General features: G+C 42.5%; 13 protein-coding genes. 7 read left to right on the plus strand and 6 right to left on the minus strand.

Features of this window, described 5'->3' with window-relative positions:
• Window positions 1-171 precede the first annotated feature (171 nt).
• Window positions 172-975 (minus strand): hypothetical protein, encoded by an 804-nt coding sequence (locus H5181_RS15945; protein WP_123776503.1) that lies wholly within the window; start codon window positions 973-975, stop codon window positions 172-174.
• 277 nt (window positions 976-1252) lie between these two features.
• On the opposite strand from H5181_RS15945, the gene yjjX reads away from it, so the two are divergent.
• The 6 genes from yjjX to H5181_RS15975 all read left to right on the plus strand — a co-directional run bounded on the left by yjjX (window position 1253) and on the right by H5181_RS15975 (window position 6627).
• Window positions 1253-1825 carry an inosine/xanthosine triphosphatase gene (gene yjjX / locus H5181_RS15950; protein WP_182751503.1) on the plus strand — a complete coding sequence of 191 codons (573 nt, stop codon included), beginning with the start codon at window positions 1253-1255 and terminating at the stop codon, window positions 1823-1825.
• On the plus strand, window positions 1818-2339 hold the full coding sequence (locus H5181_RS15955; protein ID WP_182751504.1) for a GNAT family N-acetyltransferase: 522 nt from the start codon (window positions 1818-1820) through the stop codon (window positions 2337-2339). The genes yjjX and H5181_RS15955 overlap by 8 nt, the downstream gene beginning before the upstream one ends.
• A 143-nt stretch (window positions 2340-2482) precedes the next feature.
• A complete protein-coding gene (locus tag H5181_RS15960) occupies window positions 2483-3523 on the plus strand; it encodes an NADP(H)-dependent aldo-keto reductase (RefSeq protein WP_182751505.1) in 1041 nt (346 codons plus the stop codon).
• Between the two features lie 99 nt (window positions 3524-3622).
• Window positions 3623-4912 (plus strand): aminotransferase class V-fold PLP-dependent enzyme, encoded by a 1290-nt coding sequence (locus H5181_RS15965; protein ID WP_182751506.1) that lies wholly within the window; start codon window positions 3623-3625, stop codon window positions 4910-4912.
• 65 nt (window positions 4913-4977) lie between these two features.
• Complete coding sequence (locus tag H5181_RS15970; RefSeq protein WP_182751507.1) at window positions 4978-5433, plus strand: SufE family protein; 456 nt, start codon at window positions 4978-4980, stop codon at window positions 5431-5433.
• A gap of 27 nt (window positions 5434-5460) precedes the next feature.
• On the plus strand, window positions 5461-6627 hold the full coding sequence (locus H5181_RS15975) for a membrane dipeptidase (protein ID WP_059745570.1): 1167 nt from the start codon (window positions 5461-5463) through the stop codon (window positions 6625-6627).
• A gap of 149 nt (window positions 6628-6776) precedes the next feature.
• Here the strand turns inward: H5181_RS15975 and cysC are convergent, their stop codons facing one another.
• Genes cysC through cobA form a run of 5 tightly spaced genes read right to left on the minus strand, consistent with a single transcriptional unit; the run spans window position 6777 to window position 12475 of the window.
• The gene (gene cysC, locus H5181_RS15980) at window positions 6777-7400 is read right to left on the minus strand and encodes an adenylyl-sulfate kinase (RefSeq protein ID WP_059745569.1); all 624 of its coding nucleotides are present in this window, start codon (window positions 7398-7400) and stop codon (window positions 6777-6779) included.
• 45 nt (window positions 7401-7445) lie between these two features.
• A complete protein-coding gene (locus tag H5181_RS15985; protein WP_011638624.1) occupies window positions 7446-9170 on the minus strand; it encodes an SLC13 family permease in 1725 nt (574 codons plus the stop codon).
• A 3-nt stretch (window positions 9171-9173) separates the two neighbouring features.
• Window positions 9174-10634: a sulfate adenylyltransferase subunit CysN gene (cysN, locus tag H5181_RS15990; RefSeq protein ID WP_182751508.1), complete on the minus strand. Its 1461-nt coding sequence runs from the start codon at window positions 10632-10634 to the stop codon at window positions 9174-9176.
• Between the two features lie 60 nt (window positions 10635-10694).
• The gene (gene cysD, locus H5181_RS15995) at window positions 10695-11603 is read right to left on the minus strand and encodes a sulfate adenylyltransferase subunit CysD (protein ID WP_011638626.1); all 909 of its coding nucleotides are present in this window, start codon (window positions 11601-11603) and stop codon (window positions 10695-10697) included.
• 53 nt (window positions 11604-11656) lie between these two features.
• Window positions 11657-12475 carry a uroporphyrinogen-III C-methyltransferase gene (gene cobA, locus H5181_RS16000; RefSeq protein WP_182751509.1) on the minus strand — a complete coding sequence of 273 codons (819 nt, stop codon included), beginning with the start codon at window positions 12473-12475 and terminating at the stop codon, window positions 11657-11659.
• 284 nt (window positions 12476-12759) lie between these two features.
• Here cobA and H5181_RS16005 point away from each other — a divergent pair, with 284 nt between their 5' ends.
• Window positions 12760-13650, plus strand: a complete 891-nt coding sequence (locus H5181_RS16005; RefSeq protein ID WP_041413199.1) for a phospholipase A — start codon at window positions 12760-12762, stop codon at window positions 13648-13650.
• Window positions 13651-13711 lie beyond the last annotated feature (61 nt).

Below are 13711 nucleotides of genomic sequence, written 5' to 3' on the forward strand. Positions count from 1 at the left end.
TAACTCTTACTTCAACAATGCTAACTTCACTAATAACGTGCCTGCATAATGCCATGATTAAACTTGGCTTTGAAACAAAAAAGCATGTTGCGTGCTGCAGTTGCAGTTAACTTGAACATCTTGATCAAATAAGCTTAAGTTTGATTTACCTGAGCTTAATGTGGATGAGCATCAGTCTAGGGTTAGTGGACCATCGATATTTTGATAATCGACACTACCAGACCCAGAATTAACAATGGTCAAACCTTTGGTGTTAGCCACATCAATGCCACCGGAACCATCATTTATCTTAACCAATCCGGAGACTTGATTAACCTTGATTGAACCCGAACCATCTTCAATACTCACATCACCAATAACATGGTTAATGCGAATAGATCCCGAGCCATCTTGCAACTCAATCGCGCCTTTAGCCTCGCTAATATTAATAGAGCCTGAACCATCAACTAATACCAATTTGCCAATGTGGTTCATCACAATACTGCCAGAGCCATCGATCAACTCAATATCCGCACTAACATCATCTATTTGGATGGGCCCTGAACCGTCTTTAATATTCAATGCGAGCGCCGCTGGTACTTCTACCAATAAATCAATATAAGGTGATTCACCGAAATAGTGATCACTGTGTATTTCTGATAATAAATAGCCCTTATCACCTTTTCGGGTCAAGCTGAGCTTAATTTCGATGTCATCTTGATCCAATGATTGGGTGTAAATATCGGCATGCACGCTAACTTCTTTTAAGCCTTCAACCCCGACAATTGTTAACTTGCCGGCGCCAGTATTGGCGACTAACTCAGTTAATGATCCAGCATCAAGATTTAATTGCTGTTTTACTAAGTTAAGATTTGTATTGTTTTGCTCTGACGATGACGTAAATACAGACTCGGCTTCGCTTTGCGAAGCACCAAATAGGGTGGCACCTAGAATAAGCCCGACCGTGACACTAATGGTTGCGATACGAATAGACATAAGATTAATTCCTTTTATGAGGATAAAAATAAGCTTAGCCCACTAAACAGATGTTATTAACAAAGTTAACTGATGTTTGTATGAGTTAGCGGCAATTAACAATCATTTAGCAGGTTTCATACCAACTAAACAAAATCATTATTTACAACAAGTTACAATTATCAGTACTAAAATTAACTACGTCATCAAACCCCAAATGGTTAAAATCCCTTACAATGTGGTTAACTTCACTACTGTGCCCAACATGGTTAACTCAAACAAATAAGAACATAACCCTATGCCAACTTTTACTGCGATACCACAAACGTTAACTATCATTGTTGGTTCAACCAACCCAGTTAAAATCAATGCTGCAAAACAGGCTATTGGACAATATTTCCCTGATGTTCATATTGATTGTACTGGCATGCATGCACCATCACTGGTGGCAGACCAACCCATGACCGAAGCAGAAACTAAATTGGGTGCCATCAACCGAGCTCAATTTTGCCAAGCCAATGCAAAAGTAGTCGATCAACATGCTGACTTTTATGTGGCAATGGAAGGCGGAGTCGATCAGTTTGATCACAGCCCAGCCACCTTTGCTTACATGGCCATTATCCATAACGGCATATTATCTGTTGGTCGTAGCGCTAACTTGCCGTTGCCACAGTCAATTTTTAACGCTTTACAAGCAGGTGAAGAACTTGGCAAAGTAATGGATCGAGTATTTAACACTCATAATATTAAACAAAAAGGTGGCGCGATTGGCTTGCTCACTCGAGGTTTAGCCACCCGCGAAAGCATTTATACCCAAGCATTAGTGCTGGCAATGGCTCCTTTTATCAATGCGGAATTATTTAATGACTGAAAATCAGCAAGCAAATGCAACCAAAGACAACTTGCAAGCCCCCTTGATTAGAACATTACAAGCACATGACGATGCCGCATTAGCAGCGGTTATTCGTGAAGTGTCTGCAGAATATGGGTTAACCCCAGACAAAGGCTTTAGCGTAGCCGATAAAACCCTCGACTGTTTAAGTGAGGTATATCAAGCTGAAGGTTCACAATACTGGGTGATTGAGTATCAAGGCAAAGTGGTTGGCGGCGCTGGAATTGCGCCATTAGCAAAAAATGACGGCGTATGTGAATTACAAAAAATGTATTTTTCTCGCGCTATACGTGGTCAAGGTATGGCGAAGCCATTAACCCGTCAATGTATTGAGTACGCCAAGCAACAAGGCTATCAATCAATGTATTTAGAAACCACGGCAGTGCTAGTTGAAGCACTAGCACTCTATGAAAAACTGGGCTTTAGTCACTGTCAGCATTTAGGCGAAACTGGTCACGATGCCTGCGAAATCGCGATGATAATGAAGTTATAGCGCATAAACTATTCTATTATTCTCCAAAAATAGCTGCATTAGATTGTTTTTTAAGCTGTTTTGCTACGACTTTATTATAGCGCTTTGCAACGATGCAAAAGCTTGGTAGCCTCAGATTAAGCACATTCCATAGGAGGATGATCATGGAATATCAACGTATCGCGCATTCTAACCTTGAGGTGAGTAAAATCTGCCTCGGCACCATGACTTGGGGAGAACAAAATACTCAAGCCGACGCTTTTGCTCAACTCGATTATGCTATTGGTCAAGGCGTTAACTTTATTGATACCGCTGAAATGTACCCGGTTCCACCTAAAGCCGAAACCCAGGGTGAAACCGAACGCATCATTGGTAACTACCTCAAAGCGCAAGGTAATCGCGACAATTTAGTGATTGCCACTAAAGTAGCTGCGCCTGGTGGTAAAGGTGATTACATCCGTAAAGATATGGCTCTGGACTGGCGCAACATCCATCAAGCCGTTGATGACTCATTAGCGCGCTTACAAATCGATACTATCGATTTGTATCAAGTACATTGGCCAGATAGAAACACTAATTTCTTCGGCGAAATGATGTATGAACACGATGAAGAAGAGCACTACACGCCTATTTTAGATACCCTTGAAGCCTTAGCAGAAATCATTAAGCAAGGTAAAGTGCGTTATATCGGCATTTCTAATGAAACCCCTTGGGGCTTTATGAAATACCTTAAATTAGCTGAAAAGCATGATTTACCACGTATTATCAGTGTGCAAAATCCTTACAACTTGCTTAATCGCAGCTACGAAATCGCCATGTCTGAAATCAGTTATCGTGAAGAAGTGCCGTTATTAGCTTATTCGCCGTTAGCCTTTGGTGCTTTAACCGGTAAATACGAAAATAATCAGTGGCCTGAAGGCGCGCGTTTAACGGTATTTAAACGTTTTGCCCGCTACAACAGTACCCCAATGGCACTGGAAGCGACGCAAGCTTATATCGATTTGGCCCGTGAGTTTGGTTTATCTCCCACCGAAATGGCCTTAGCGTTTGTAAATAGCCGCAAATTTGTCGCCGCTAACATTATTGGAGCCACCGATTTACATCAATTAAAGCAAAACATCGACAGTCATAAAGTCAGCTTATCTGCTGAGTTGATGGGCAGAATTAACGAGTTATCGGCGTTATATCGTTTCCCTTGTCCGTAAGCTCGCGTCATTAGGCTTATTGCCACAAAGCCTTGCATTAGGCATCAAGATCACTGAAGATCTTGATGCCTTTTCTTTTTAATACAGAAACCCTTATTTATGAAGCCTGCATTGTCATTATCGTCTGCTGTTTTATTTGATCATCAAGCATTGCGCGATCAATTCCCGGCGCTTAAACAGACCATTGGCGATCATCCTCTGTGTTACTTAGACACCGCAGCCACTAGCCAAAAACCGCAAGCGGTCATTGATGCTATGACCGAGTACTACCAACTCAACAACGCCAATGTGCACCGTGCGGCGCATCAATTATCTGCAAGGGCAACTCAACAATATGAATCGGTTCGGCTACAAGTGGCTGAATTTATCCACGCCCAGCGTCAAGACGAAATCATTTTTACCCACGGCACCACAGAATCGATCAATATGGTGGCCTACGGACTGACGTCACAGATCAAGCCAAATGATGTGATATTAATTGATACCGCAGCCCACCACGCCAATATTGTTCCTTGGCAGGAACTGGCAAAGCGCACCGGCGCGGTGATCAAACCGATCCCACTGACAACAGACGCGCAAATGGATATAACCGCTTTTGATCAATTATTAGCCCTAAAACCTAAAGTGGTTGCCCTAAGCCATGTGTCAAATGCCTTGGGCACATTAAACCCAGTCAATGAGCTAGTCGCAAAAGCCAAAGCCGTCGGCGCACTAACCTTGGTTGATGGTGCTCAGGCCATTGCCCATTTGCCTGTTGATGTACAACTAATTGATTGTGACTTTTATGTGTTTTCAGGCCATAAAATGTATGGCCCAACAGGGGTGGGAATTTTATATGGTCGATATACAGAGCTCGATAAATTAACCCCAATGCTCACTGGCGGCGAGATGATCAAAACAGTGAGTTTTGAGCAGACTGAGTTTGGCGCGTTACCAAATCGCCTTGAAGCTGGAACGCCCGCTATCGCAGAAGTGATTGGCCTAGGGGCTGCAATTCATTTTTTACAGCAATTGCCACGCGAGCAAATACTTGCACATGAACAACAATTGCTGCGCTATTTACAGCAGCAACTGCAACAACTTGGCGCTATCGAATTATATGGTATTGCCAATGATAAGCACTCTGGTGATAAGCACTGCGCTGATGGTCAACGCCATAATATTGGTGCTGTGGCTTTTAATCTGCAAGGTGAACATCACCAAGATGTGGGGATTTTACTCGACCAACAAGCTGTGGCCGTTCGTTGTGGTCATCATTGCGCTATGCCGCTAATGACCAGCCTTAATTTAGGCGGCTGTTGCCGTGCATCAATAGGCATCTATACTAATAAGCAAGATGTTGATCAATTTATTCATGCACTTAATACTGTAAAAGAGTTATTGTTATAGTGTTAAAGTACAACACGCTGATCCAGATACATCTATTATCTACAGCCGAGGTTAATTGAACTACCATGTTAAACCCAAGCACCGCACCTTCACCGCAGTTATTTTCGCCTTTATCGGATGAATTAGTTGAAGCAGTTAACCTCATTGAGCAAGCCAATAACTGGCAAGATAAATACCGCCAGATAATGTTATTGGGAAAATTATTACCGCCTCTCGCGCCGGAATTTAAACAGGCGGATGCACAAGTTAAAGGCTGTGAAAGCCAAGCATGGCTGTACCATTACACGCTAAATGGCCGACATTTTTATCTGGCCGATAGCGATGCACGTATTGTAAAAGGCTTAATTGGATTGTTACTGGTCGCCTGCCAAGGTAAAACCACCGAGCAAATACAACAATTTGATATAAAACAGTATTTTGACCGTCTCGGATTAAGCGGCCAATTAAGTCCATCTCGTACCAATGGTTTAACTGCGTTAGCGCAAGCCATCGTTGCCTATACACAAGATGTTGGTACCTGAAATACTTGCCAACACTAAGGAATAATAATGACCCAAAAAGTCTGTAACCAAGCTCGCCGTCATATGTTAAAAGGCCTTGGAGCAGCCACATTATTAAGCCCTTTAAGCTCATTTCCTGCATGGGCCGCTAAACCACGTCGTTTATACATTGATGGTTTATCATTTTTACCGACCGACATCAATGATGTTAAAGCCTCAAAACTCGACGCCTTTATCGCCGATGTCTCGGCGATTGAAACCATTGAACAAGCTGATGGCACTAAAAATTACAAACGCACTTATGAAGCCTGCATCAACAGTATTACCCAAGCGGCTAATTCGGTAAAAGCCAATCCAGACGTGTACCTGCAAGGGCTTACAGGTACTGACATTAGTAAAGCTAAAACACAGCAACAAACCGCGGTGTTTTTTCAAATTCAAGGCGCTGATTGTGTTGAAAATGACGGTTTAAGTAATGAATGGCAACAACTAGATAATTTGCATCAACAGGGTTTACGGGTACTGCAGCTGACACACCATTATGGTAATCGTTATGCCGGTGGTGCATTAGATAATAATGGCTTAAATAGTTTAAATACTCCATTAACCACCGCTGGGCGCGAGCTCATAACAGAGCTTAATCGGAAAAACATTCTTATTGATGTCAGTCACTCAAGCGCCCAAACGGCCCTCGATGCAATAAAAGCCAGCCAGTCTCCTGTAGTGCAAAGCCATGGTGCTGCGCGCGCTATTGTCAACAATGCCCGTTGCTCACCCGATGAAGTTATCCGTGCCATTGGCGATAACGGCGGAGTATTTGGGGTGTTCATGATGAGTTTTTGGCTCACCAACAAGCCAATTCCAACGATAGAAGACTACATAAAGCAACTTGCTTATATTGCTAAAGTGGGCGGCTTTGATTGCGTAGCCATCGCCAATGATTTCCCACTGCGTGGTCAAGAAAACCTATTAGCGTTAGATAACAATAATAGCGAAGGGATAAAAGAGTACCTTGAGTGGTGGCACAGCTTAGAAGACAAAAATGTATTAGGTTTTGACGTTGAACCCAAGCATGTAGTGATACCAGAGCTCAACAGTATCGACCGCATGAGCCGCATCGACGATGCCTTGAAAAAAGCCCGTTTCAAATCTACCGATCGCGATCGTTTTATGGGTGAAAACTGGCAAAGAGTGCTCAAACAAGTATTGGTATAATCGATCACAAATGCTCAGTGTTTAAGCGCTTGCAGCAACAGAGACTCAATAATAAAAAAGGGCTGATGTTATATAACACATCAGCCCTTTTGTTCTTCTCGATTTAGTTGTCGATTTGGTTATCAATTTAATTGTCGATTTAGTGCCGTTTAAATCCCTGCACCAGCAATTTCTCTTGGTGGATTAAGCACATCAATCGCTTTTAAGTAGGCCAGTAAACCATGTACCTGAGTATCCAGATCACCTTTGCTGGTATCAATGGTTAACTCCGCAGACTCTGGCACTTCATAAGGTGATGAAATACCGGTAAAGTTAGTAATTTCTCCCTTGCGAGCTTTAGCGTACAAGCCTTTCGGGTCTCGCGATTCACACACACTCAATGGTGTAGACACATGGACTTCAACAAACTGACCTTGTGGAAATAATGCCCGGACGCGATCACGTTCTTCACGTGTTGGCGAGATGAATGCCGACAGCACCACTAAGCCTGAATCAACCATTAACTTAGCCACTTCACCAACACGACGTAAGTTTTCATCGCGATCTTCAAGGCTAAAGCCTAAGTCTTTACACAGACCATGACGAACATTATCACCATCAAGTAAATAGGTATGGAAACCATGCTCAAATAACGCTCGTTCTAATGCGCCTGCGAGGGTTGATTTACCCGAGCCAGATAATCCCGTAAACCATAACAATACTGGGTTTTGGCCTTTTTGGGCGCCACGGGCAGCTTGGTCAATGGCATGTTGATGCCAAACAATATTACTCATCACTACTCCTATCGAATGGTTGTTACACCACACTAAAATTCTTTGTTAAAACGGGAAGAAATACGGGATCGAAAAAATAACCACTAATGAATATACGATGGATAACGGTAAACCTAAGCGCACAAAATCGCTGAATTTATAATTACCGGCATTAAATACCATGAGATTAGTTTGATAGCCGTAAGGCGAAATAAAACTCGCGCTTGCACCAAATACCACCGCCATAATAAACGGCCGAGGATCAACACCAAAACTGGTCGCGACCGCATAAGCCACCGGGAACGCCAGTGCTGCAGCAGCGTTGTTAGTTATCAACTCGGTGACAATTAACGTAATCAGATAAATCCCAACAAAGGCGGCAAACACACCATAGCCATTAAACACACTCAATAAAGTTTGCGCCATGACGTCTGCTAGGCCGGTTGTGACCATTAAGTTAGCTAAGCCTAAGGCACTGCCTACAATCACCACCAGTTCTAACGGGAAGCGACGTTTAAGCTCACTTAAGGTTATCGCGCCAATCGCCACGTAGCTGAGTAATAATAAAACTAAGCCTTTGGCTAAAGGTAATACATCAAAAATGCTGGCCAAAATGGTTAATGCAAATCCAACAAGCACCCAGTTACCGCGTTTTTCATCTAAACGAACGCTTAAATCTAAGCCGCTAACTGCAGCAAAGTCGCTGGTTAAATTAGGGCTCTTAGAAAAACGATCGCCAGGCGTGAGCAGTAACACATCACCGGGTTGTAGCACCACATCGCCTAGTCCGCCTTTTAACGGAATATGACCACGACGAATAGCCATTACGGCTGCATCAAAGACTTCACGAAAACGCGAATCTTTTAAGGTTGTACCAACTAAACTTGATGATGGCGCTAAAACCGCTTCAACCAAATTTTGGCCTTTAGCATGCTGCTTACCAAACCACTCTAAACCATCAAACTGATGCAATAGCTCAACCGACTCAACCGCGCCACTAAAACGCAAAACGTCATCGGCTTGCAGCACCATTTGTGGTGGCACAGGGCAAATACGTATACCGCTGCGTTCTAATTCAACTAAGTAGAGTTTTTTAAGTGCGCGCAAACGGTTATCAATGACACTTTTACCCACTAAAGTAGAGGTTTTAGCAACATGGGCTTCCAATAGATAAGGCAATGCTTCATCTTCGGACTCTTCACGTCTATCGGGTAAAAAATTAGCCATTATGGTCAACACGACTAAACCACTTATGACAACTAATGCACCAACTTGTGAAAACTCAAAAAACCCCAGAGGTTCAAGGCCAGCATTTTCAACAAATGAGTTAACAATCAAATTGGTAGAAGTACCAATGAGCGTAAGCGTACCACCGAGGATTGCAGCATAGTTTAATGGCAACAATAACTTAGAAGGAGCATGCGCTTGATTACGACGCACAACGCCAATTAACGATGCTACAACAGCTGTATTATTGGTAAACGACGACAACAACGCCGTCGATATACCTAACTTAGCCAGGGTAGAAAATAACGAGCCTTTCCCTATCACTTGGCTTAATTTGCCCAGTAATGAGGTTTTCTCGAGAGCTGTGGCAGCCAGCACCAACAGCACCAAAGTGATTAGTCCGTTATTAGTAAAGCTGCCAAGGGCTACATTTAAATCAACTAGCCCGAGGATATAACAAAGTAATGAAGCGAAGAAAAACATGGCGGCCGGTGTTGCAAGCCCAGCAAGAAGCCCACCGACCAGTGCTAACAAGATAATCGCTAACAACCATATTTCGCTCATTATTTATTTTCCAAGCACGCTAATATCGCGAGCATTCCAATGCGGGAAATGCTTACGCACTAACGTATTAAACTCGACTTCAAATGCACTAAACTCAGTGTTGGTTTGCTTATCGCCTTGATGTCCACTGACAACCATGGCCGCTGCAACGGTAGCATTAGATAATCTGTCGATTAAAATCATCCCGCCAGTATCACGTACCAAGCTGTAAGCGTCTAACACAATCGATTCAGTTAAATCTAACTTTACTCGGGCAATGGTATTTAAACTTAATGAGCTTGCAGCACTGCGCTCAAGCGTGTTCACATCAGTAATATATTCAATTTCGCTCACGACGGCTTGAGTTTTCTTACCCGCGACTTTCACATCATATAATTGACCGATCTGTAATGGTTTTTCATCCATCCACACCATATCAGCAACAATATGGTTAGCAACTTCTGGTGCAGTAGCTGGGTGAGCCAATAAATCACCGCGTGAAATATCAATCTCATCTTCAAGGGTTATGGTAATGGCTTGGCCTGCTACGGCTTCTTGCAAATCACCATCAAAAGTCACAATACGCTCTATTTTACTGCGTTTTCCTGATGGCAATGCAACTAATTCATCGCCCACTTTAATGATTCCTGATGCTAATGTGCCAGAGAAACCACGAAAATCTAAGTTAGGACGTAATACGTATTGCACAGGGAAACGCACCGGTAGATCGCTCAGTTCGCGCTGGGTATCGATAGTTTCAAGTAGTTCAAGTAATGTGCCACCTTTATACCAATCACACTGCGTACTGCGGTTAACCACGTTGTCGCCATTTAAGGCAGATAACGGCACATAGCGAATATCTAAATCACCGCCATTTTCTGTATCACAAGCACCTTTAACAAATTCAGTAAAATCGGCTTGAATCTTTTCAAATACAGTTTGGTCAAAACCGACCAAATCCATCTTATTCACGGCAACAACAAAGTGACGTAAACCTAATAATGATGCAATAAAGGCATGGCGTTTAGTTTGGGTTTGGACACCATAACGTGCATCAACCAAAATAACCGCTAAGTCACAGGTAGATGCGCCCGTTGCCATGTTACGAGTATATTGTTCATGACCAGGAGTATCAGCAATGATGAACTTACGTTTTTCACTAGAGAAATAACGATAAGCCACGTCAATAGTAATACCTTGCTCACGCTCAGCTTGTAAACCATCGACCAATAACGCAAGGTCAATGGCTTCACCTGTAGTGCCCATCTTCGCGCTGTCACTTTTTAGACTCGCTAACTGATCTTCATAGATTTGCGCACTGTCATGCAGTAAACGTCCAATTAAGGTACTTTTACCATCATCGACACTGCCACAAGTTAAAAAACGCAGTAAGCCTTTGTTTTGTTGTAAGGCTAAATATTCTTTTACACCGTGCAGCTGGATCTCGGCTGCCATACGGTCGGTATTGTTTTTTGCTTGGTCCATAATCTTTCTCACTCAAATTCGTTCGCATGCTGGGTTGATAAAACAACCATGTTCAATTGTTTAGAAATAGCCTTGACGCTTTTTCTGCTCCATTGACGCACTTTGGTCAGAATCAATTAAGCGACCTTGACGTTCACTTGAACGAGTTAACAGCATCTCTTCAATAATTTTTTCTAAGGTGTCGGCTTCTGAAGGCATCGCCGCCGTTAGCGGATAACAACCTAGGGTTCTAAAACGAACCCGTTCAACCGATTCAACATCACCTTCTTCTAACGGCATACGGTCATCATCTTTCATGATGAGCTGACCACCCTTGTTTACTACAGCACGAGGGGCTGCAAAATATAACGGTACGATTTCAATATTTTCTTGATAGATGTACTGCCAAATATCGAGCTCAGTCCAGTTAGATAAAGGGAACACTCGAATGCTCTCGCCTTTATTGACCGCGCCATTATAGGTGCGCCATAACTCTGGACGTTGGTTTTTAGGGTCCCAACGATGGTGCTTATCACGGAACGAATATACCCGCTCTTTGGCACGAGACTTTTCTTCGTCACGTCGTGCGCCACCAAAAGCCGCATCAAAACCATATTTATTCAATGCTTGTTTTAACCCTTGGGTTTTCATAATGTCAGTGTGCTTGGCACTGCCATGAGTAAATGGGCCAACACCTTGTTCAACACCTTCCTGATTAGTATGAGTCAGTAACTCAAAACCAAACGCCTTGGCTTGTGCATCACGAAAGGCAATCATCTCTTTGAATTTCCAACCCGTATCGACATGTAATAACGGAAATGGAATTTTACCCGGGTAAAAAGCTTTGCGCGCAAGATGCAGCATCACCGATGAATCTTTACCTATCGAATACATCATGACAGGATTACCAAACTCAGCTGCTACTTCACGGATAATCTGGATGCTTTCGGCTTCCAGTTGTTGTAAATGGCTTAACGAACGGCCTGCCATGATGATTCTCCATTACCTAATATTGCTGCTGAGCAGCGGGTTAAATTATTCGACTACAGCGCTTTAGCGACTGTGTCTAAATCTGTTTTTTGTTGCGCATTGACGGGATCAAACCAATTTAAGCTGTCAGCTAATTCAACAACCTCACCAATAATCATCAGCGCAGGCATCTGTAAAGCAGGATCTGCGGCTAATTGAGCCAGCTCGCCTAATTTACCAATAAACCGCTGTTGTGATGACGTGGTCGCGTTAGACACAATGGCCACTGGCGTATCAGCACTGCGGCCTGCGTTGATTAAACCATCACTAATAATATTGGCATTTAATATGCCCATATACACTACTAAAGTATTGTTAGTGTTAGCATAACCCTGCCAATCCATAGGGCGACTCGCTAACTGACAATGACCAGTGATAAAGGTGACACCCTGGGCATAATCACGATGCGTTAGCGGGATACCTGCATAAGCGGAAGTACCACTGGCAGCGGTAATACCTGGGACTACTTCAAAAGCAATACCGGCAGCCACTAAAATTTGTAGCTCTTCGCCGCCGCGGCCAAAAATAAACGGGTCGCCGCCTTTTAAACGCACAACATTTTTACGGGTATATGCTTTAGTCACCAATAGCTGATTAATTTCATCTTGAGCTGCGCTGTGTTTACCTGCGCGCTTACCCACAGCAATTTTTTCAGCGTTACTGGGGATCAAATCTAAAATGTCTTGGCTGACTAATGCGTCATATAACACTGCATCGGCTTGTTTAAGAATGCGATAGGCTTTTAGTGTTAGTAGTTCAACGTCGCCAGGACCGGCGCCGACTAACCACACTTTGCCTTTGGCTTGTTGCCCTGGCATAGATACTAACTCCATCACATTTACCTCAAGATATTTGACCATGTTCAAATATAGCGTTTTCTATATTCCATATACAATAGTTAATAGTTAGTTTTTATAACTAAATAGCATATAAAAAAATTTGTTCGCGATTTAATCTATTTGACATGCCAATACGTATAGAATGCCGCATTGAAATGAAAAGAATTGTTAACTTAATTCGACAAAGCTCTGGCAATTGATAACAATGAACACCGTAAAATGCTGATACTAAGAATTACACTAAAATTAAACCTATAATTATGCTTATGGATGATGCAATGATAAAAAGCACTCAATATCTTGGACTCTCGCTATTATTACTTGGCTTTAGCACCCTCGCCCTTGCAGAAGACTCATTAGTTGATCAGCGGGTCAAAAGAGAATTAGCCACATCAGAAAAACCCTTTGTTCTGACTCCACACAAAGCCAATTACTTATTGCCTGTTACTTATCAAACAAGAACAAACTCGTTGCCATTTGAGGTTAAATATCCAGATGAAGACGTCAATATCGACAAGCTAGAAGCAAAGTTTCAAATCAGTTTTAAATTCCCGGTTTGGTATAACGTGTTTGGCGATAATGGACATTTGTTTTTTGCTTATACCAATCAATCGTATTGGCAAGTTTATAATAAAGATGCGTCATCTCCCTTCCGTGAAACCAATCACGAACCTGAAGTGTTCATGCTATTTAACAACGACTGGAAAATTGGTGGATTTACTAACTCGTTTTTAGGTTTTGGGGCTGTGCACCAATCTAACGGGCAAACTACACAATTATCAAGAAGTTGGAATCGAATATACGGCAGTGCGGTATTTGACAAAGGTCCATTCGCATTAGGACTTAAAGTCTGGTGGCGTATTCCTGAAGATGAAAAAGAAGATATTAATTCACCAGATGGCGATGATAATCCAGATATTAATCGCTACATGGGTAACTTTGAATTAACAGGCGTGTATGGCTTAGATGAGCACCGTTTTACAATGCTGTTACGCAATAACTTAAGCAGCACAAATCGTGGGGCGGTTGAATTCACCTGGAGTTACCCTATCATCGGTAATCTACGTATATATACTCAGTATTTTAACGGGTATGGTGAAAGCTTAATTGATTATAACCATCATAATCAACGAATTGGTATTGGTATTGCGTTAAATGACATCCTGTAAGTAGGGCAATTAGTGTCTTTAATTTGCGTAAAGAATTAGCGTCAAGAATTAACATCAACAA

The organism is Shewanella sp. SG44-2 (assembly GCF_014164215.1).
In the GTDB taxonomy this organism is placed as follows: Bacteria; Pseudomonadota; Gammaproteobacteria; order Enterobacterales; family Shewanellaceae; genus Shewanella; species Shewanella frigidimarina.

Coding starts and splice junctions, on each gene's coding strand:
- H5181_RS15945 (WP_123776503.1), bottom strand. CDS start 975: ATGTCTATTCGTATCGCAACCATTAGTGTCACGGTCGGGCTTATTCTA.
- yjjX (WP_182751503.1), top strand. CDS start 1,253: ATGCCAACTTTTACTGCGATACCACAAACGTTAACTATCATTGTTGGT.
- H5181_RS15955 (WP_182751504.1), top strand. CDS start 1,818: ATGACTGAAAATCAGCAAGCAAATGCAACCAAAGACAACTTGCAAGCC.
- H5181_RS15960 (WP_182751505.1), top strand. CDS start 2,483: ATGGAATATCAACGTATCGCGCATTCTAACCTTGAGGTGAGTAAAATC.
- H5181_RS15965 (WP_182751506.1), top strand. CDS start 3,623: ATGAAGCCTGCATTGTCATTATCGTCTGCTGTTTTATTTGATCATCAA.
- H5181_RS15970 (WP_182751507.1), top strand. CDS start 4,978: ATGTTAAACCCAAGCACCGCACCTTCACCGCAGTTATTTTCGCCTTTA.
- H5181_RS15975 (WP_059745570.1), top strand. CDS start 5,461: ATGACCCAAAAAGTCTGTAACCAAGCTCGCCGTCATATGTTAAAAGGC.
- cysC (WP_059745569.1), bottom strand. CDS start 7,400: ATGAGTAATATTGTTTGGCATCAACATGCCATTGACCAAGCTGCCCGT.
- H5181_RS15985 (WP_011638624.1), bottom strand. CDS start 9,170: ATGAGCGAAATATGGTTGTTAGCGATTATCTTGTTAGCACTGGTCGGT.
- cysN (WP_182751508.1), bottom strand. CDS start 10,634: ATGGACCAAGCAAAAAACAATACCGACCGTATGGCAGCCGAGATCCAG.
- cysD (WP_011638626.1), bottom strand. CDS start 11,603: ATGGCAGGCCGTTCGTTAAGCCATTTACAACAACTGGAAGCCGAAAGC.
- cobA (WP_182751509.1), bottom strand. CDS start 12,475: ATGGAGTTAGTATCTATGCCAGGGCAACAAGCCAAAGGCAAAGTGTGG.
- H5181_RS16005 (WP_041413199.1), top strand. CDS start 12,760: ATGATAAAAAGCACTCAATATCTTGGACTCTCGCTATTATTACTTGGC.